This window comes from Streptomyces sp. Ag109_O5-1 (genome assembly GCF_003814875.1).
Taxonomy (GTDB): Bacteria; Actinomycetota; Actinomycetes; order Streptomycetales; family Streptomycetaceae; genus Streptomyces; species Streptomyces sasae.
Map to the genome: position 1 here is coordinate 719,259 of NZ_RKQF01000001.1, position 19,571 is coordinate 738,829.

Genomic DNA, 19,571 nt, shown 5'->3' on the forward strand with positions numbered 1-19,571 from the left:
CCGCCCGCACAACCGGTGTCCGGACCCTTGACGTCCGCCCTCTGACTGCGTAGACATGACTACGCAGACATGACAGCGCAGTCAGCCGGACGCCGCATGACATGATTGCCCTAGATCAAGCGGTCACCGGGAGACGCCATGACACCAGGGACGGGACGCGGCAGGAGCACCGCCGCGCCGCGCAGTGTGGACGTGGCCCGGCTGGCCGGTGTCTCGCAGAAGACCGTCTCCAGGGTCTTCAACGACGAGCCCTATGTCTCCGAGGACGTGCGCCGACGCGTTCTCCACGCCGCGGAACAGCTCGGCTACCGGCGCAACAACGCCGCCCGGGCGCTGGCCTCCGGACGCACCCGCTCGATCGGCGTGGTGACGCTGGGCACGGCCCTGTACGGCCCCGCCTCGCTGCTCATGGGCGTCGAGCGGGTCGTCCGCGACACGGGCTACGCCCTGCGCGTGGTCAACACGGTGGAGGGCGACCCGGCGGGCATCTCCGGTGCCGTGGACTCGCTCCTCGACCAGGGCGTGGACGGCATCGTCATCTCCGAACCCATCGACGAACAGACGGACGGCGAGGACGTCCCTCTGCAGATCGACGTTCCGGTCCTCGTGATGGGCCCACCGCCCCCGGTCACCGCGCCCACCGTGCTGACCGCGGGGGACGGGGCGGACCTGATGGCCCGGACCGCCACCGAACACCTGCTGGCCCTCGGCCATGCGACGGTCCATCACCTCGCCGGACCGCAGCGCTGGTACGCCGCCCGGGACCGCCTGGCAGGCTGGCAGGCCGCCTTGACCTCACAGGACAGGGAGGTACCCGCGGTCGTCGAGGGCGACTGGTCGGCCGCGTCCGGGTACGCGGCGGGACAGAGGTTCGCCGCGGACGACCGGGTCACCGCGGTCTTCTCCGCCAACGACGACATGGCGATCGGTCTGATCCGGGCCCTGACGGAGGCCGGCCGGCGGGTGCCGGGGGACGTCAGCGTGGTCGGCTTCGACGACATCCCGGTCGCCGCCTATGTGACTCCCCCGCTCACCACGGTGCGTCAGCCCTTCGACGCCGTCGCGCAGGAGGGCCTCAAGCGCCTGGTGCACGCCATCGAGAACCCGGTGGCGGATCCCCTGCCGTCGAGCGGCCCGCCGGTCGACCTGATCGTCCGCGCCTCGACCGCGCCACCACCGCGATCGGCTCGTGGCCGGCACGGCACTACACCGGATGCCGCGAAAGGAGGTGTGCCCGCAGCCGACTGACCCACCGCTCAGCCCGTACGACGACAGCTCACGGCTGTCACGTGATCCCCGCACCAGCCGCCGTACTCGTGCCGTACGGCCGCGGGACTGATCACGCACCCACCCCTGCGCGCGCCTCCATCGTACCGGCGCCCCAGAGCCGCCCCTGACCCCAGTGGGCCCGAGTCGGGCCTGTGCGCCCGCACTCGCTTCTCCCCCTCCTCAGCACCGCACGCCCTCGCCAGGCGTGCCGCCAACTTCGCCATCGGCGGGAGTTCACCATGCCCAGAATCACCTCCGCGTCCAGCCCTTCCTCCATGAGCCGCCGGCTCTTCCTCGCCACCACCGGCGCCCTGTCGCTCGGCGCCGCCCTCACCGCGTGCGGCGGCGGTGACTCCGGCGGCTCCTCCGCCTCGACCAAGCCCGTCGGCCAGGCCGACATCGACAAGGCCATGAAGACCCCGACCGAGCTGACGTTCTGGACGTGGGTTCCGAACATCGCCAAGGAGGTCGCGCTCTTCGAGAAGAAGTACCCGGCCGTCAAGGTCAAGATCGTCAACGCCGGTCAGGGCACGCCTCAGTACACCAAGCTGCGTACGGCCCTGAAGGCCGGCAGCGGGGCACCGGACATGGTCCAGATCGAGTACCAGGCCCTACCGACCTTCACCATCACCAACAGCCTGCTGGATCTGCGGCCGTACGGCGCCTCGGCGCTCAAGTCCATGTTCGTCGACTGGACCTGGGGCCAGGTCAGCGGCAGCGGCGGTGAGATCTGGGCGATACCGCAGGACACCGGACCGATGGGCATGCTGTACCGGCACGACATCTTCGAGAAGCACGGCATCGAAGTCCCAGGAACCTGGGACGAGTTCGCGGCCGCCGCGCGCAAGCTCCACAAGGCGGACCCGGACGTCTACCTGACCAACCTCGCCGCCAACCAGGTCGCCGCCTGGCACGGACTGCTCTGGCAGGCGGGTGCCAAGCCCTATGTCACCTCCGGCAAGAGCGACATCACCATCAGCGTCGACGACACCGTCTCGCAGAAGCTCGGCGCCTACTGGGGCGGGCTCGCGAAGGAAGGGGTCATCGGCGTCGAGCCGGACTTCACCGACTCCTGGTACGCGGCCCTCAACAAGGGCAAGTACGCCGCCTGGATCACCGCCGCCTGGGGCCCGGTGTTCCTGTCCGGCTCGGCCAAGGCCACGGCGGGCAAGTGGCGGGCGGCCCCGCTGCCGCAGTGGGACGCCGCCAAGCCCAGCTCGGGCAACTGGGGCGGCTCCACCACCGCGGTCGTCCGCTCCACCAAGAACCCCATCGCCGCGGCCGTGTTCGCACAGTTCCTCAACAGCGACCCGGACAGCGCGAGGATGTTCGCCACCGGGCAGTTCTTCTTCCCCGCCACCAAGGCGCTGCTCACGGATGCGTCGTTCACCGGGGACGCCCCGTCGTTCTACGGCGGCCAGAAGGTCAACCAGGTCTTCGCCGACATCAGCTCCACGGTCAACTCCTCTTTCCAGTGGCCACCGTTCCTCGACCAGGCGGCGACCGACTGGACCGAGACGGTCGGCAAGTCCCTCGCGGACCACACCGACACCGTGCGCGCTCTGGGCAGTTGGCAGTCGCGGCTGACGACGTACGCCAAGAGCCAGGGCTTCACGGTCAAGGGGAGTTGAGATGGCCGGCACCCGCCGTCAGCGGGCGGCCGGGCCGCTGTTCGTCGCCCCGTTCCTGACGCTCTTCCTGCTGCTCTTTCTCGCCCCGCTCGGCTACGCCGCCTATCTCAGCCTGTTCCAGAGCCGCCTGATCGGCGGGACGGTGTTCGTCGGCCTCGACAACTACACCCAGGCCCTGGGCGATCCCCAACTCCTGCACGGAGTAGGCCGGGTGACGCTGTTCTTCGTGATCCAGGTGCCGGTGATGCTGCTGCTCGCGCTGCTGTTCGCCCTCGCACTCGACAGTGGTCTGCTGCGGCTGGCGCGGGTGATCCGGCTGGGCATCTTCGTGCCGTACGCCGTGCCCAGCGTGGTCGCCGCGCTGATGTGGGGCTATCTCTACGGGCCGGACTTCGGCCCGTTCGCCCAGCTGAGCCGGAAACTCGATCTGCCCGCCCCGCACTTTCTCAGCGGCGGCTGGATGCTCGGCAGCCTTGCGAACATCGTGACCTGGGAGTTCGTCGGCTACAACATGATCATCCTGTACGCGGCCCTGCGCACGATCCCACAGGAGCTGTACGAGGCCGCGGCGGTGGACGGTGCCGGCGCCTGGCGCATCGCCTGGTCGGTGAAACTGCCCGCGCTGCGGCCGGCGCTCCTGCTCACCCTGCTCTTCTCCGTGATCGGCAGCTTCCAGCTGTTCAACGAACCCAACCTGCTGATGAAGATCGCCCCGGACGTCATCAGCAGCTCCTACACCGCCAACCTGTACGCCTACTCCCTCGCGTTCACCGGCCAGCAGGTCAACTACGCGGCGACGGTGTCGTTCCTCATCGGTCTCGTCATCGTGGTCGCCTCCTACGCCGTCCTGCTCACCGCGAACCGCAGCGGCAGGAGGACCACATGACGACCACCACCCCGACGGCCACGGCCGTACCGGCACCCCCGGAACAGGCCCGCCCCGCCCGCACCCGAAGGCCCCGCGCCCGCCGCAGCACTCCGTTGACGATCGCCATGCTGGCGGCCCTCGCCTACTTCCTGCTCCCGCTGTGCTGGCTGCTCATCGCCTCGACCAAGAGCACCCAGGACCTGTTCAACACCTTCGGCCTGTGGTTCTCCCACGCTCCCCAGCTCCTGGCGAACGTCAAGGCGACCTTCACCCAGGACGACGGCGTCTTCGTGCACTGGCTCCTCAACACGGTCCTGTACGCCGGCGTCAGCGCGGTCGGCGCCGCGCTGCTCGCCACCGCGGGCGGGTACGGCTTCGCCAAGTTCCGTTTCCGCGGCGACCGGCTCGCCTTCAACCTGGTCCTCGGCGCCGTCATGATCCCGACCACCGCGCTGGCGATCCCGACCTATCTGCTCTTCGCCAAGGCGGGCCTGGTCAACACCCCGTGGGCGGTCATCCTGCCGTCCCTGGTCAACCCGTTCGGCCTCTACCTGATGCGCATCTACGCGGCGGACGCCGTCCCGGACAGCCTCCTGGAGGCCGCGCGCATCGACGGAGCCGGGGAGGCCCGGATCTTCTTCCGGATCGCCCTCAGGCTGCTGGGCCCCGGCCTGGTGACGGTCCTGCTGTTCACCCTCGTGGCGACCTGGAACAACTACTTCCTGCCGCTGATCATGCTCAACGACCCCAGCCTCTACCCGATCACGGTCGGCCTCGCGAGGTGGGCCGACCAGGCCCAGAACGGCGGGGCCGGGGCGAGCAGCGACATGCTCGCGCTGGTCGTGACCGGCTCGCTGATCTCGATCGTCCCGCTGGTCGCGGCCTTCCTGCTGCTCCAGCGGTACTGGCAGAGCGGGCTCGCGGCCGGCGGCGTCAAGCAGTAACTCCCCCACTCTCTCTCGGAGGTCTCCTTCATGGCGGCTCTGCCTGCCCGTGTCCTGTTCGGTGCCGCGTACTACCACGAGTACCGGCCCCCCTATGGCACCGACCGTCCCGCCGAACGCCTCAAGACCGACCTCGACCTGATGGCCGACGCGCATGTCACCGTGATCCGGGTCGGCGAGTCGGTCTGGTCGACCTGGGAGCCGGAGAACGGGCGGTTCGACCTGGACTGGCTGCAGCCGGTGCTGGACGGCGCCCACGAACGCGGGATCTCCGTGGTCCTGGGCACCCCGACGTACGCCGTCCCGCCGTGGCTGGCCCGCCAGTACCCGGAGATCACCGGCGAGCGGCGCACCGGTGAGCGGATCGGCTGGGGCGCCCGGCAGGAGGTGGACTTCACACACCCGGCCTTCCGGTTCCACGCCGAACGGGTCGTCCGCCGCATCGTCGCCCGCTACGCCGGCCACCCCGCGGTCGTCGGCTTCCAGGTCGACAACGAACCGGGAAACGAACTCCTGCACAACCGGGGCGTGTTCGAGCGGTTCGTCGACCATCTGCGGGAAAAGTACGGTGACGTCGAGACCCTGAACCGCGAGTGGGGCCTGGTGTACTGGTCCCACCGGCTGTCCACCTGGGCCGACCTGTGGACCCCGGACGGCAACGTGCAGCCCCAGTACGACGTCGCCTGGCGGGAGTTCCAGGCCCGCCAGGTCACCGAGTTCATCGGCTGGCAGGCGGACATCGTCCGCGAGTACGCCGGCCCCGAGCAGTTCGTCACCACCTGCATCTCCTACACCCGCCCGGCGGTCGAGGACGACGAGCTCACCGACCGTCTCGACATCGCCGCCGGCAACCCGTACTACGCCATGCAGGACGGGCTCCTGCTGCCGGACCCCACCCCGGACGACCACGAGCAGCAGTGGAAGACCACCGGTGTGTGGGCACTCCGCCGGACCGCCGACTGGATGTACTCCTCCCGGCAGGCGCCCTTCCTGGTCACCGAGACCAACGCCGGTTCCATCGGCTTCCCTTGGGACAACCGGCCCGCCTACGACGGTCAGTGGCGCCAGGCCGCCTGGGCGCTGGTCGGGCGCGGGGCCCGCATGATCGAGTACTGGCACTGGCACACCCTGCACTTCGGCGCGGAGACCTACTGGGGCGGCATCCTGCCCCACACCGGCCGGCCCGGCCGCACCTATGCCGAACTGGCGCGGTTGGGAGGGGAGTTCGAGACTGCCGGTGCCCTCGTCGCCGGTCTGGAACCGGACGCGGACGTCACGATGGTGTACTCCACACCGAGCAAGTGGCTGATGCAGAAGTACCCGCCGTTGGCCAGGCCCGACGGCGAGCCCGACCCGGCCGCCTACGACGGCATCTTCGACCCCTTCTACCGGGGCGCCTTCGACGCCGGCCGCCAAGTACGCATCGTCCACGCCCGCCAACTGCACGATCCGGCCGGCGAACAGGCGGGCCTCACACCGCAGGAGATGGTCCGCCGGCACCCGGTCCTGGTCGTCCCGGCGCTGTACCTCGCCGCCGACACCACCCTCGACCGGTTCGCGGCCTACGCGCACGCCGGCGGCCATCTGGTCCTCGGCCCGCGCACCGGCTACGCCGACCACGAGGCCCGGGCCCGCACCGAACCGGCCCCCGGCCGCCTCACGGACGCGGCCGGGGTGTCGTACGACGAATTCAGCAATCTGGTGCGGGAGCTGCCGGTACGGTCCGTGCCCGGCGGCCCGCTCCGCCTCCCCGAAGGTGCCACGGCGACCCGCTGGGCGGACGGGCTGACCGTCACCGACGCCGAGGTACTCGTCGCCTACGACCACCCGCACTTCGGCCGCTGGCCCGCCGTCACCACCCGGCGTCACGGCGCGGGCCGGGTGACCTGCGTCGGTACGGTGCCCGGCCGGGACCTCGCCCGGACGCTGGCCGAGTGGCTGGCGCCGTCCCCGGCCCACGGCTGGCGGGACCTCCCCGCCACCGTCACCGCAACGACCGGCACGTCACCCGACGGGCGCCGCGTCCATATCGTCCACAACTGGAGCTGGGAGCCCGCGAGCGTCCCCGTCCCGGTGCGCCTCACCGACGTTCTCGACGGCACGTCCCTCCCCGTGGGCACGGCACTGGACCTCGGTCCGTGGGACGTACGCGTCCTCGTCACCGCGTAACCGCTCCCGGGCGGGTGGGCGCGGCGGCCACTGGTCCGCGCCCACCTGCGCGTTTCCCCGTCGGGCACACCGATAGCATCGGTTACGACGGCAGTGACGGAGTACTCGGTCGAAGCAGGGGGACGAGCCGGCGGTGACAGGTGGGGCAGCACGGCTGCGGGTGCCGGTGGGTGCGGAGGCGGAGCGGTGGGTCACGCGTACAGGCTGCCGGCGGGTCCTGTTCATCGTGCACAACGTCACGTCCGCGACGCGTCTGCTGGACGTACTCCCCTTGTTCCACAGCGATGTTCGTGTGCAGATGTTCGCCACCTGCACGGGATCGTCGCCGTTCCTTGCGGGAGTACCCGAACTGCTGGCCGAGGCAGGCCTGCCGGTGCTCCCCTGGGAACAGGCCAAGGACACGGAGTTCGACCTGGCGATCGCCGCGAGCTACGGTGGCGAACTGGGTTCAATACAGGGCAAGTTGGCCATACTTTCACACGGTGTTGGATACAATAAGAGACTGGCGTCACCCGTCACCCGTCACCCGTCACCCGTCACCCGACACCCGACACCCGACGCCGGTCTTCGGGCTGTCGCCGGAATGGTTGTTGGAGAACGGGCGTCCGCTCGCGACGGCCACCGTCCTCTCGCACCCCGAGCAGCTGGCGCGCCTGCGTGCGGCCTGTCCGGCGGCTGCGCCCACCGCCGTCCTCGCTGGGGACCCGTGCTACGACCGTATCCTCGCCGCGCTCCCCGACCGTGACCGCTTCCGCCGTGCGCTCGGTGTGGGTCCGGGTCAGCGGCTGATCGTCGTCAGTTCGACCTGGGCACCGCGCTCCCTGTTCGGCGGCTCCGGAAGTGCGGAGTCGGCCGATCTGCTCCCCTGGCTGCTGTCCCGGCTGGCGGCGGAGTTGCCCGCCGACGAGTACCGGAGCGTCGCGGTCCTGCATCCCAACATCTGGTACGGCCACGGGCCCGGGCAGGTCCGCGCCTGGCTGGACAACGCACGGCGGGCCGGCCTCGACGCGATCCCTCCCCTGGCCGAGTGGCGGCAGGCCCTGATCGCCGCCGACTGTGTCCTCGGGGACCATTCGAGCGTCACCTACTACGCGGCGTCCATCGGGGTGCCCGTCCTGCTCGGGGCGTTCCCGCAGGAGGACCTCGACCCGCTCTCGCCCGTCGCCGCCCTGGGCCGCACCGCTCCCCGTCTGGTCCGCCGAGGCACCCTCCGCGCCCAGATCGACCGCGTGATCGCCTCGCACGACCCCACCCGCTCCAAGGACCTGGCGGAGCTGACCAGTTCGGCACCGGAGGAATCCGCGGTACTGCTCCGGCGCCTGTTCTACGGCCTCATGGACATCCCGGAGCCGGCGCACCCGGCGCTGCTCGACCCGCTCCCTCTGCCGCCCTTCCGCCCGGCCCGCCGGACCGCCCCGGTGCGCGTACTGGCCGGCGGCATCGGCGACGATCCGCCGGCCGTCGCCCTCGGCCGGTACGCGGTGGTCGGCGGCGAGCCCGACCCCGCGGAGGAGCTCGCGGTGGGGGTCGAATCGGCGCACACGCTCGTCGACGAGGAGACCCGGGACACCGGCCGGCTGCGCGTCGCCGACATCGTCGTACGACGCGCGCCCGAGGACGATCCCCGGCTGGGCCCGCCGGCCGCGTGGACGGCGGAGGCGCTCGACCGGTACCCGTTCTGCGGGCTGGTCGCCTACGTCGACGGACCGGACCGCTGTGTCGTGCGCACCCGCGAGGGGGACCTCGTACGGCTGTCGGCCGCGCCGGCCCCCGACGGGCGGCCCGACCTGTGTGATCCGGCCGCCTACGCCTCCGCGCTCCATGCCTGGCTCACGAGCGGCCGGGACCTGGCGGCGGCCGGGGCGGGGATCAGCATCCGCACGGGGAGCACGGCGCACCGTGTCAGGGTCGAGGTGGTGGACCCGGCCGCATCCTGATCCGGTCTGTCACGCCTGTACCCCGGCGAGCCGCGTCCGCACCCTTTCGAGTCCGATCCGGTCGCCGTGCTCCTCGTAGCACGCGGCGGCGGCCCGGAGATCCGCCGCCTCCTCGGCCGGGCGTCCCAGACGGCGCAGGCACCGGGACCGCGCGTCGAGGGCGTCCGCGAGCTGCAGTCCCGCACCCGCCTCGGTCATGACCTTGACGGCCTCGTCCAGGCAGACACGGGCCTGCTCGGCGTCCTGCGCGTCCAGGTGTGCGTCGCCCAGGCTCATGTAGACGCGTCCCGCGTTGTAGGGGTCGCCGCCGGGCAGCCGGCGGAACCGCGCGAGGGCGTCGTTCAGCCGGGCGACGGCGGCGGTGAAGTGGCGCTGCCTGGTCAGGGCCCGGCCGATGTGGTGTTCCAGCAGGGCCGTGGCACGCGGCACGTCGGCCCGTCCGTCCGCGTCCGGACCGATACGGCCGAGGATCTCCTGTGCCTCCTCGAAGCACCGCTGGGCCGCCGCGAACTCCCACTGCTTGAGGTGGAGCAGTCCGAGCGCCTCGACGGCGGTGGCCTCGCCCCGGTGGTGCCCGCAGGCCCGGTCCGCGGCCCTGGCGTTCGCGAGTGCCCCGGCGGCGTCTTCCGCCCGGCCCGCCCCCATGTGGCCGAAGGCGAGCTGGGTCCACATCCGGCCCACGGCGCGCGGGTCGCCGAACTCCGCCGCGCTGCGCCGGGCGGCCTCGACGCCGAGCAGGTGGGTGTCGATCCACTGCGCATGGAAGCCGAGCATCAGGTGCAGACCCCACATGGCCTCGCACAACTGCCATACGAGGTCGTCGAATCCGTGGTGTGCGGCGGCCCGGACGACGGCCGCGAGGTTCTCCCGTTCCTGCCGCAGTTCAGCCAGCGCACGCCTGCCGTCCGCGGGGTCGCGGTGTTCCGGCAGGACGAGTCCCCGATAGGCGGGGCCGAGCCGCCAGCGCAGCGGCATGACCCTGAAGTCCGCCGCCGCCGCGAAACGCAGCTGCGCGGCCGCCACCCGGCGGACCGTGGCGGCCATCCGGCCGTGGCCGTCCTCGGCGGCCGCGAGCCCGTGGGCGTGGGCCCGGGTCAGGTCGTGGAACCGGTAGCGTTCCTCTCCGACCTCGTCCAGCAGATGCACCCGGGCCAGCCGCTCCAGCGCGGCCCGTGCCTCGTCCTCGCCGACCTCCGCCGCACGGGCTGCGCACGTCACGGTCACGGTCGGCCAGGGCCACACCGCGATCGCACGGTAGAACGCCCGGCTCTCGGAGGTCAGTTCGCCGTACGCGACGTCCTGGACCAGACGGACGGGATCGGCCGGGGCATCGGGGGCCGGTGCTCCGATGGCGGCACCTCCGTGGTCGTGGCTGTGGCTCCGGCCGGAGAGCTGCTGTGCGACCCGTTCCCAGGTCAGGTGTTCCCGGACGGCCAGTCCGGCACCCGTGGTGCACACCGCGAGCGGAACCCCGCCGGTGCCCTCGGCCACGGCCCGGACGACCGCGTCCGGGGCGGCCTGGCGGTCACGGCCGGCGACCCGTCTGATCAGGGTGACGGAATCCTCGGTGGACAAGGGTCCGAGCGACAGCGTCCGGGCCCCGTGGCCGGCCACGAGCCGCCCCGGCCGGTGCCGGCTCGTCACCAGGACCAGGCACTCCGACGAGGCCGGGAGCAAGGGGATCACCTGGGCATCGTCATGGGCGTTGTCCAGTACAACGATCAGGCGCCGGCCTGCCGTGCAGTCGCGGTACAAATCCCGCTGCCGTGCCTCGTCGCCCGGCACCATGGCCGGCGGCACCCCGAGCCGCTCCAGGAAGCGCGCGAGCACGTCGGAGGGCGGGAGTGCGGTACTGGCGGAGGCGCCTTCCAGGTCGGCGAACAGGGCGCCGTCGGGGAACCGGTCCAGCAGTTCGATCGCGCCGCGGACGGCGGTGGCGGTCTTGCCCATGCCGCCCGGCCCGGTGAGCACGGCGATCGTCGGCGCACCGGGCGCGGGGCCCTCCTCGTCCAGCAGCGCCCCGAGCCAGGCGAGTACCTCCTCGCGGTCGGTGAACGCCGCCGTCGCCGGGGGCAGCATCCGCGGCCGGGAGGCGGCGTGCGCCACGGCCGGCACCGTGCGTGGCGCCAGCAACGACGCCTCCCGGGCCCACTCCGTCACCTCGCGGGCGAACTCCGGTGAGGTACGGGCGAGTTCGAGCAGTCGCGAGGCGGCGGCCGTCCGCTCGGACTCGGTGACCGGCAGCGCGGCCGGGCCCGGACCGCTCCCAGTGGCCGCACGGCCGCGGCTGAGCAGGTCGTACAGCCGCTCGGAGGTCCGTCTGCCGGCCTCACCGCCCGCCCCGGACAGGGCACCCGAGGCGACCGTGCCGACGGCCGAGAGCACCATGCCCATCAACGCTTCCACCCCGGACACCCCCAACTCGCTGTTCCCGCAATGGTATCGACGCGATCGGCCGCCGGCCTGCGCGGAACGCCGACGGCATCTGTGCAGAAGCGACACACAGACTGCACACTGCCTTGCCAAAGGCTCGCTACCGTTCTGGCCGTTCGATCCCACGTGCGAACGAGATCAGGCCACGGCTCAGGACGCCGCTGGCGCAGTCGAGTCAGGAAGACCGCGGATGGACTACTGCTCCTCGTGCCGTCGGCACCTCAACGGCGCCCTGGCGTGCCCCGGATGCGGCGCCTACGCCCCGGACATCGCGCCCCGCGCCACCGCGGCCCCGGTGGCGACCGGTGCGGCGGTCTGGCAGGCCCCGGCCGACAGCGCGTGGCACGACGACCCGGACGCGTACGCCGAAGAGCACGCCGAGGACCCTTACGACGGCCCGGACACCGCTGCGGCGGCGTCGCCGCTCGGCCGGGCGGCCCGCCGCCGCCAGCGGGCCCGCTGGAAGAAGAACCAGCGCCGGGCCGTGGTGGCCACCGCGGTCGCCCTGGTCGGCGGCGGTCTGACCGTCGCCTCGCTGGACCGGCAGTCCACGGACCGGGCCCAGGCGGCCACGGCCCCGGACAACACGACCATGGGGGTGGCGGGAGAACAGGCCACCGAGCCCACCCTGGCGGTGTCGACGCCGACCGGCCGGCACCGGGCCCCCGACTCCACGCCCGCCGCACGGACGGCCGCGGTGAACGCCCCGCACGAGCAGACCGCGGGCACGCCCCGGGTCACTTCGACACCCCGGCAGAACACCGGTGCCTCGGCGCGGCCCACGGCGACGTCCGCGGCCCAGCCGCAGTCCGCCGCCACCACGTCCGCCAGCACTGCCGCGCAGTCGCAATCGCAGCCGACGGCCACGCCCACCGCCACCGCCACCACCGGCACATCGACGTCGACGGCGAGTCCCGCGCCGACCGCGACCGCGACCGCGCCCTCGCAGCTCTGCCTGCTCGTCATCTGTCTGGGCTGACCGCCGAGGGGGCGGTCAGGTGATGCCGAGCTGGAACCATCCGGCCCAGCCGCCCGTCGCGTCCCACCAGTTGGACATGGTGCGCCCGTCCGCCGCCGCGGCGAAGACGTCGAGGTGCTCGGGGTAGCGGGCGACGACGCTGATCGGCGTGCGGTCGCGGGCGGGCAGGGTCGCGAGCGGGCCGATCCGGTTCCAGATCACCTGTCGGCACACCCGGCAGAACGGGACGCCCAACTCGGGCATCTTGCAGGTGTATTCGGGCCGGTGGGCGCCGCAGTGGTAGTAGTGCGCGCCCTCGAAGGTGCCGACCGTCCCGGTGGGGACCGTGCTGGGCCGTGAGTCCACGGTCGCGCAGTTCGGGTTGCTCATCGTGGGCAGGGCCGTGTTCGCGGCGACCGCCCAGCCCCATTTCAGGGTGGTGCGGTCGGTGTTCAGCGTGACGTTCGGCTCGGAGGGCTCACCGGCCGGATGGTGGTCGTGTCCGGTCTCGTTGCCGCCGGCGTAGTACGGGTACTCGTCCGCGAGCCCGTACGCCGTGTGCCCGGCCTCATGGATGGCGATCTCGGTCGCGCCGCTCGCCAGGGAGTACGTGCCGACCGAGCCTCCGCTGCCGCCGTAGACGGTGGAGTTCACCACGACGATGGCGGCGGAGAACACCGGCACCTGGGCCGCGGCGGTCTGGAGGACCGTCGAGTTGTTGCACACGAGCAGCCGCCGGATGCCGTTCGCGCCGAACGTGGAGTCGAAGTACGTGCGGGCCGTGGCGCCGGTACTGCCTGCGCCGGCCGGGTCGTCGGCTCCCGAGTCGGTGGAAGTGACGTTGACCCGCCAGATGTTGATCGCCGGCGCGAGTTCGTCGTAGGGCGCGGTGGCGGTCAGCGCGTTGACGAAGTCCTTGCAGGCGGTGTTGAAATCGGTCTGCTGCGCGGCGGTGAAGCCGTCGCCCAGCAGTACGACGGTGAAGGCCCGGTTGCGCGGCGCGGATCCGAAGGTCTGGGTACGGCCCTGGACGGTTCCGTCGGAGGTGGTCATCCCGGCCCCCTACCGCTCGAGCCGGAAGGTGGCCAGGTCGACATCCTGCGTGGCGCCGGGAGGCGGACTCGTCGCGCCGCCGGGCGCGAGCCGCGCCCCGGGGGCCGCGGGTGCGGCGCGGACCACGGCGACCTGGACGGCCTCCTCCGGTGCGGGCAGGAGCACGGTGAAGGCACCGCGCGGCTCCACGTCGACCCGTGTGATCGGCTGCGAATGCTCCTCCGGGAAGACCTCGGCGCTCTCCCGGAAGGCCCCGCGGGCGGGAACGCGGGCCAGGCGCTGTCCCTTGTCGTCCCGGGTCTCGACGAAATTGCCGGGACGTACCTCGGGATGGGCGTCGAAGCCGCTGATGACCGCGTCGACCGGCTGCTGGGAGACGAGGCGGACCGAGCCGGTTCGACGGGGGTGCCGGGGGCGGTACGGCGTGGTGCGAGGCCGGCGCGGGATGCGTTCACATGGTAGCTCCGGCCGATCATGAGCGCCCGTCGGCACGGTGGCCGCACCGGCGGGCACTCTCGGCCGTTGGCGATGTCCGGCTCGCTCCCCTACGCCACCGTGTGCGGTATCCAGACGGCGGCGTGGAAGGGCCCGTTGACAGACACCGGGTCGGCGGGCGGAAGTGCCGCGCTGCCTGCGACGACGCCGTGGCGGTCGACCTGCGTCGCGGCGGAGTTGAGGCCGCCGAGGGAGGCCAGGTAGGTGAAGTCGCCGTTGTCGACGCGGGCGACGAAGGCGAAGGAGTTGGGGGCGAAGTTGTCGCCGACCACGAAGTGTCCTCTGATCTGCTTGACTTCGGTGACACCACGTCCGGAGCCGATCGTGGCACTCGTGTGCGTGATGAGGTCGTACGAGCTGGAGAGCAGGCTGTCGCCGCCGACCACGGTGTTCCCGCTGATCAGCTGAGCGGTCAGGAAGTGGAACCCCAGGTCCGTGCGGATACCGGTGCGCAGGTCGTAGGCGTATCCGGAGATGCTGTTGCCGGCCGTCCGGGACTGGCCGACCACGGTGGAACCGCTGATGTCGTTGGCTGTGCTGGAGCTGCCGCCGAGGGTGCCGAGGTCGGTCATCGTGCGGGTGCGCAGGTTGTACGCGAAGCCGTGCGTCGTGCCGGCAGGGGTGTCCGGCAGGGAGGAGTCGCCCACGACGAGCGAACCGCTGACGGCTGCGGCGGTGCTGTCGCCCGACGGGCCGGCGAGGCTGCCGAGATCGGTCATGGTCCGGGTGCGCAGGCTGTACGCGAACGCGTGGGTGACCGCGTCGCCGGAGAGCGACGACGTCCCCACCACGGTGTCACCGTCGAGGCCGGTGATGTCGGTGCTGCTGCCGCCGAGCGTGCCGATGTCGACGAGCCGGCGGGTCCGGAGGTCGTAGACGAATCCATGAGCCGGTCCACCGGCGGACAGGTCCGACTCCCCGACGACGTGGTCCCCCTCCACGCCGGTCGCCCGGCTGGAGTCCCCCAGCGTGCCGATATCGGTCATGGTGTGTCTGCGCAGGTCGTAGACGAAGGCGTGTTCGGCGGCGTCGCCGCTCGTCAGTGAACTCCCGACGACCGTACGGCCGTCGATGGCGGTCGCCTCGCTGCGGGTACCGCCGAGGGTACCGAGGTCCTGCACGGTGTACTGCACGGACCCCGCCGCCGGCTCCGCGGACGGCCTGCCGGCCCCGTACGCCGGACCGGCGCCCACGGCCAGCAGGCCCGCGCCCACCAGAGTCCAGGCACGTAAACGTATGCGCATGATGCCCCCCTGAAACGATCGGTCTGAACGAGCATGGTTCGGCGGACGACTGTGCCCTCCCCGGCACGGGCCGACCGGTTGCCGCACAGCCCTCACTTGTACATCAGTTCCGATGGGTCACACAGTGGGCGTTCGGCCACGAACAAGACGTTCGCGACCACCGCCGGGACGCGGGCCGAGGGCGTCTGCTGCGGCGCAGGGTGGCGGTGGATTCTCGCGACGCGCCCGGCAAGGGTGCGCCACGATGAGCGCCATGGCCGACGGAATTGCATGGCTCGCCGCTCCCCGTTCGATCGCCTTCGGCGGCTACAGCGTGGTGCTCGCCCGAGGGCTGGACGCCGAGGAGCTGGTTTCGGCTCACCTCGACGGTGTTCGGCCCGGCGCGCACGGTCCGCAGCCTGGGCCGTCTCACCGCCAAGGAGCTGATCGCTGCCGTGGAGGACGACAGTTGGGGTCCCTACCCCGCGACAGGCCTGCGTCATGGAGAGATCGACGAGTGGGTCTTCGTGGTCAAGTACGACGGCTGGCAGGCGGAGTTCGGATCGCAGGCACCGGTCTCCCGGGGTGGCGCACATGTCTTCGAGCTGGAATTCGAAGAGGAGAACGGCAAGCCGGTACCGCCCCAGTTCTCCTGTCTCCATGACGATCGCCTCGTGTGTGCCTTCAACCTCCACCTGGACGGATCATGGGGCTACGACGGGATACAGGGGGACCGCGAGGTGGCGGTCGGCATCGAGGAAATGCCGGCTGCTGCCGGTCTGCCGGACGCCGACATGCCTCGCCGCGACGTGCACCGCACTGCACCGCACCGCACCGCACCGCACCGCACCGCACTGGAGATCATCGAACGGTAGTTCGTCCTGTCCCTGCCGCGCGGCCAGGTCCTGGAGGCCGCGCTCCCCGCCGTGATCCTGGAGCAGGAGGCGCCGCTACGGCGGCGGGGCCCCACCACGGCAGGGCCTAGCTCCCCGCCGCCACGGCCTTCAGTTCGGTCAGTGACTCGCGGAGCAGGTCGGCCAGTTCGCGCTGTTCGGCGGGGGCGATCCAGCGTTCGTAGCCGATCTTGAAGACGGCGATCCCGGCCTCGGCGGCGAGGGCGGCGGCGGGGTCCGGGACGCCTCGGGCGCGCAGGGCTTCCGTCACCGAAGTGCAGAGAGTGGCGAGTTTGATCAGTTCGCGTTCCTGGAGTTCCGGGTGCGAGCCCACGACGGACTGCCGCTGCCGGGAGTGCTCGCGTTCCGGGAACACCGCCGCGACCGCCTCCAGCCCCGCCGCCACGACGTCGATCGGCACGGCGGACGGGGGCGCCTCGGCGACCGCCGTCGTGAACACCTGCTGCAGCACCTCCGAGCCGCCGAACAGCACCTCACGCTTGTCGGCGTAGTGCCGGAAGTAGGTGCGCTCGGTGAGTCCGGCCCGCCGGGCGATCTCCGCCACCGTGGTCTGTTCGTAGCCGCGCTCGCCGAACAGTTCCAGCGCCGCCCGCGCCAGGCGCTCCCGTGTGTTCGGCTCCCATCTACCCATGGCCGGATCCTACGCGATGACAGTCCCTGACATCAGTGCTACCGTCGATGACGACAGTCACTGACATCACTCGATGCCGCCCGACGGCATCGACACCCACTCGTGGTCTGAGGTACTCCCATGCGCATCTTCGTCACCGGCGCTTCCGGCTGGCTCGGTTCCGCCCTCGTCCCCGATCTCCTCGGCGCGGGGCACGAGGTCACCGGCCTCGCCCGCTCCGACGCCTCCGCCGCCGCACTCTCCGGGGCCGGAGCCGGTGTGGTCCGGGGCACGATCGACGACCTCGACGTCCTCGGCACGGCCGCCGCCGCGTCGGACGGCGTGGTCCATCTCGCCTTCAAGCACGACATCGCCTTCACCGGCGACTTCGCGGGCGCCGCGCAGGCCGACCGCCGGGCCGTCGACACTCTCGCCGACGCGCTGGCGGGCAGCGGGCGCCCCCTGGTGGTCGCCGGCGGGTTCATGGGCTTCACACCGGGGCGCACGGTGACCGAACGGGACATGCCGACGACCGACGGATCGGCGCTGTCGGAGCGCGCGGCCACCGCCACGGCGGTACTGGCCGCGGCCGAGCGGGGCGTGCGCTCGTCGGTGGTCCGGCTGTCACCGACCTGCCACGGTGACGGGGACGCCGGGTTCATGGCGTCCCTCGTCGCCCTCGCCCGCGCCACGGGCGTCTCCGGCTACCTCGGTGACGGCTCCAACCGCTGGCCCGCCGTCCACCGCCTGGACGCGGCCCGGCTGTTCCGGCTCGCGGTGGAGCGGGCACCGGCCGGATCCGTACTGCACGGGGTCGCCGACGACGGCGTCGAGATCCGCGCCGTGGCGGAGGTGATAGGCCGTCATCTGGACGTCCCGACGGCCCCGGTCGCCCCCGAGGACGCCCCGGCCCACTTCACCTGGCTGGCCGGCCTCATCGGCCAGGACCTCCCCGCGTCCAGCGCCCTCACCCGCGAACTCCTCGACTGGCGCCCGCTGGGACCGGGTCTCCTGGAGGACCTGGAGAAGGGACACTACTTCCGTACCTGACCCCGTGAACCCGTCAGGTCACCGGTTCGCCACGCGGTAGCAGAGGTAGACGACTCCCGAGCCGAAGGTGCGGGTCTGCACGAGTTCCAGATCCACCCGGCGCTCGTGCCGGGGAAAGAACGGGATGCCTCCGCCGACCAGCACCGGGTAGACCACGGTCCGGTACTCGTCGATCAGGCCCAGCGCAGCCGCCTCTGCGGCGAGAGTCGCGCCGCCGATCGCGATCTCCCCCTCCCCCGGTTCGGCTCGCAACCGCTCGATCTCCTCCGCGAGGCCTCCGCGGGCCGGCCGGGCATTTCCCTGCACCTCTGACAGCGTGGTGGAGAACACCACCTTCGGGAGCCGCTTCCAGAGCGCGGTCCACTCGAGTTCCGGGGCACCGAGCGACGGATCCTGGTCGGCGGTCTCCCAGTACAGCATCGTCTCGTACAGCCGTCGTCCCAGCAGGTGGACGCCGACCCCTCGGATCTCGTCGATCCAGAAGCGGAAGACCTCTGCGTCCGGCGCCGCCCAGGCGAAGCCGCCGTCCGGCCCGACGACATAGCCGTCGAGTGAGACGCCCATCGAATAGGTCACCCTGCGCATGAGAAGTCCTCCTCGGTCACCGGTTCGGCAGTAGGACCGCCGGACGCCGCGGAACTCATCGCGGCTCGCGGGATCCCCCGGGAAGATCGCCTCACCAGGGAGGAGAGAATGCCGGTCGCCCGGGGATTCATCAGGCCGGTGGCTGGATGTAGTCCTCCAAGCGGGCTACGGCGAACCCCTGCTCATGGATGCGCCGGAGCAGGTTGGCGAACATCCGCGTCATCGTGGCGCCCTTGAGCTCGGACGGCCCGCGGAAGTGGGCGAGGATGATGTCTCCGGGGCGCAGCTTCTTGTCCGCCGTCTGGTACTGCATATTGCGAATCTGCATGGACTCCCGCCACCACACGATCGCTCGGGGTCCGCACTCGCCGACCGCGATCCTGGTGTCGCTGTTGTACGCGCCGTAGGGCGGCCGGAACAGCAGCGGTGCGGTGCCGTACTCCCTGGTGAGGATCTTCTGGTCGCCGCACACCTCTTCCTTCTGGCGGGCCAGCGGGATGGTGTTCATGACGGGGTGGTGCAGGGTGTGGTTCTGGATGTGGTTGCCCAGCGCCTGCAGCGGCTTGAAATACGCGTAGTCCGCTTTGATGGCGTCGTTCATCAGGAACATCGTGATGGGTATCCTCAAGTCCCGCATCATCTCGATGAACTTGGGATCCTTCTCCTGCCCGTCGTCCACGGTGATGAAGACGACCTTCTGCGCGGTCGGTATGTGGGTGAAGACCGGAACGGTTCCGGTGGCGGAGAGCTTCACCGGCTTGTCGGCCGGCGGCTGCGGTGCGGTGGACAGAGGCGTCAGGCCCCACTTGTGCCAGACCGCGGCGTCAGAACTTTTCGGCGCGGTTCTGCTGGTGCCGCCCGGTGCGGCGGACTGCGAGGCGCGAGCCGTGTGACCGGTTCCGCCCACCGCGCCCGCACCACAACCGCCGACGGCCAGGGCCACTGCGGCCGTCCCCGTCACCGACCGGTACAACCTGCCCCGACTGCTGCACCGCTCCACAGTTCCCGTCCCTCAGCTGACATCCGACCCCTGATCCGCCGAAGGTAACCCGACAATACGAAAAACGATCAATAGTCGGGTGTGATTCCGTAAAGCATGCTGCACAAGACCGTGAACCCACGGCCCGAACCGGCCATCTGACGCATCCGGTCATGCCGTGCTCGGCACTGCCGACGTCTTCGGTCCTCGGCAGGGTCCGCGCGCGCCGCCCACGTGACCTTCGCGGCGACAAGGTCGATACTGCCGTCAGCGACACCCGCGACCCTGCCGGCCACCTCACCCCCTGCGAGCCTGACGACCCGTCATCGACGTCAGCACCGAGTCAGCATCACCCCTGCCACGACCTGCCCCCGACCGCTACGGACCGTCACCGAACACCTGGTTCGGAAGTCCCCCGCATCCGCTCTGACCTGCGATGACGCAGGCCAAGGG

At 71.3% G+C, this 19,571-nt stretch carries 16 protein-coding genes; 9 read left to right on the plus strand and 7 right to left on the minus strand.

Going from position 1 to position 19,571, the window contains the following annotated elements; genetic code table 11:
• The first annotated feature begins 138 nt into the window (after positions 1 to 138).
• The 6 genes from EDD90_RS03235 (at position 139) to EDD90_RS03260 (ending at position 8,818) form a co-directional block, all read left to right on the plus strand.
• Entirely contained in the window at positions 139 to 1,248 is a 1,110-nt protein-coding gene (locus EDD90_RS03235; protein WP_123971639.1) for a LacI family DNA-binding transcriptional regulator, read from the plus strand.
• A 260-nt stretch (positions 1,249 to 1,508) separates the two neighbouring features.
• Positions 1,509 to 2,900 carry an ABC transporter substrate-binding protein gene (locus EDD90_RS03240; RefSeq protein WP_123971640.1) on the plus strand — a complete coding sequence of 464 codons (1,392 nt, stop codon included), beginning with the start codon at positions 1,509 to 1,511 and terminating at the stop codon, positions 2,898 to 2,900.
• 1 nt (position 2,901) lies between these two features.
• The gene (locus EDD90_RS03245; protein WP_123971641.1) at positions 2,902 to 3,786 is read left to right on the plus strand and encodes a carbohydrate ABC transporter permease; all 885 of its coding nucleotides are present in this window, start codon (positions 2,902 to 2,904) and stop codon (positions 3,784 to 3,786) included.
• Positions 3,783 to 4,712 carry a carbohydrate ABC transporter permease gene (locus tag EDD90_RS03250; protein ID WP_123971642.1) on the plus strand — a complete coding sequence of 310 codons (930 nt, stop codon included), beginning with the start codon at positions 3,783 to 3,785 and terminating at the stop codon, positions 4,710 to 4,712. The genes EDD90_RS03245 and EDD90_RS03250 overlap by 4 nt, the downstream gene beginning before the upstream one ends.
• 30 nt (positions 4,713 to 4,742) lie before the next feature.
• Complete coding sequence (locus tag EDD90_RS03255; RefSeq protein ID WP_123971643.1) at positions 4,743 to 6,881, plus strand: beta-galactosidase; 2,139 nt, start codon at positions 4,743 to 4,745, stop codon at positions 6,879 to 6,881.
• 590 nt (positions 6,882 to 7,471) lie between these two features.
• Positions 7,472 to 8,818 (plus strand): hypothetical protein, encoded by a 1,347-nt coding sequence (locus EDD90_RS03260; RefSeq protein WP_260327584.1) that lies wholly within the window; start codon positions 7,472 to 7,474, stop codon positions 8,816 to 8,818.
• A 9-nt stretch (positions 8,819 to 8,827) separates the two neighbouring features.
• Here EDD90_RS03260 and EDD90_RS03265 read toward each other — a convergent pair whose 3' ends face one another.
• On the minus strand, positions 8,828 to 11,224 hold the full coding sequence (locus tag EDD90_RS03265; protein WP_260327585.1) for a tetratricopeptide repeat protein: 2,397 nt from the start codon (positions 11,222 to 11,224) through the stop codon (positions 8,828 to 8,830).
• Positions 11,225 to 11,441: 217 nt separating this feature from the next.
• Here EDD90_RS03265 and EDD90_RS03270 point away from each other — a divergent pair, with 217 nt between their 5' ends.
• Positions 11,442 to 12,230, plus strand: coding sequence for a hypothetical protein (locus EDD90_RS03270; RefSeq protein WP_123971644.1), 789 nt, complete (start codon positions 11,442 to 11,444; stop codon positions 12,228 to 12,230).
• Positions 12,231 to 12,245: 15 nt separating this feature from the next.
• Here EDD90_RS03270 and EDD90_RS03275 read toward each other — a convergent pair whose 3' ends face one another.
• Genes EDD90_RS03275 through EDD90_RS03285 form a run of 3 tightly spaced genes read right to left on the minus strand, consistent with a single transcriptional unit; the run spans position 12,246 to position 15,001 of the window.
• Positions 12,246 to 13,262, minus strand: a complete 1,017-nt coding sequence (locus EDD90_RS03275) for a M64 family metallopeptidase (RefSeq protein WP_260327588.1) — start codon at positions 13,260 to 13,262, stop codon at positions 12,246 to 12,248.
• A gap of 9 nt (positions 13,263 to 13,271) precedes the next feature.
• Positions 13,272 to 13,775: a hypothetical protein gene (locus EDD90_RS03280; protein WP_260327589.1), complete on the minus strand. Its 504-nt coding sequence runs from the start codon at positions 13,773 to 13,775 to the stop codon at positions 13,272 to 13,274.
• Between the two features lie 32 nt (positions 13,776 to 13,807).
• Positions 13,808 to 15,001, minus strand: coding sequence for a hypothetical protein (locus EDD90_RS03285; RefSeq protein ID WP_123971645.1), 1,194 nt, complete (start codon positions 14,999 to 15,001; stop codon positions 13,808 to 13,810).
• A gap of 368 nt (positions 15,002 to 15,369) precedes the next feature.
• Between EDD90_RS03285 and EDD90_RS03290 the strand changes: the two genes are divergently transcribed.
• Positions 15,370 to 15,855 carry a hypothetical protein gene (locus EDD90_RS03290; RefSeq protein WP_123971646.1) on the plus strand — a complete coding sequence of 162 codons (486 nt, stop codon included), beginning with the start codon at positions 15,370 to 15,372 and terminating at the stop codon, positions 15,853 to 15,855.
• 106 nt (positions 15,856 to 15,961) lie between these two features.
• On the opposite strand, the gene EDD90_RS03295 is transcribed toward EDD90_RS03290, so the two are convergent.
• Positions 15,962 to 16,525 (minus strand): TetR/AcrR family transcriptional regulator, encoded by a 564-nt coding sequence (locus tag EDD90_RS03295; RefSeq protein ID WP_123971647.1) that lies wholly within the window; start codon positions 16,523 to 16,525, stop codon positions 15,962 to 15,964.
• A 120-nt stretch (positions 16,526 to 16,645) separates the two neighbouring features.
• Here EDD90_RS03295 and EDD90_RS03300 point away from each other — a divergent pair, with 120 nt between their 5' ends.
• The gene (locus tag EDD90_RS03300; protein ID WP_123971648.1) at positions 16,646 to 17,554 is read left to right on the plus strand and encodes an SDR family oxidoreductase; all 909 of its coding nucleotides are present in this window, start codon (positions 16,646 to 16,648) and stop codon (positions 17,552 to 17,554) included.
• Between the two features lie 18 nt (positions 17,555 to 17,572).
• On the opposite strand, the gene EDD90_RS03305 is transcribed toward EDD90_RS03300, so the two are convergent.
• Complete coding sequence (locus tag EDD90_RS03305) at positions 17,573 to 18,139, minus strand: dihydrofolate reductase family protein (protein ID WP_123971649.1); 567 nt, start codon at positions 18,137 to 18,139, stop codon at positions 17,573 to 17,575.
• A 130-nt stretch (positions 18,140 to 18,269) separates the two neighbouring features.
• Positions 18,270 to 19,100 carry a polysaccharide deacetylase family protein gene (locus EDD90_RS03310; RefSeq protein WP_260327591.1) on the minus strand — a complete coding sequence of 277 codons (831 nt, stop codon included), beginning with the start codon at positions 19,098 to 19,100 and terminating at the stop codon, positions 18,270 to 18,272.
• Between the last annotated feature and the right edge of the window lie 471 nt (positions 19,101 to 19,571).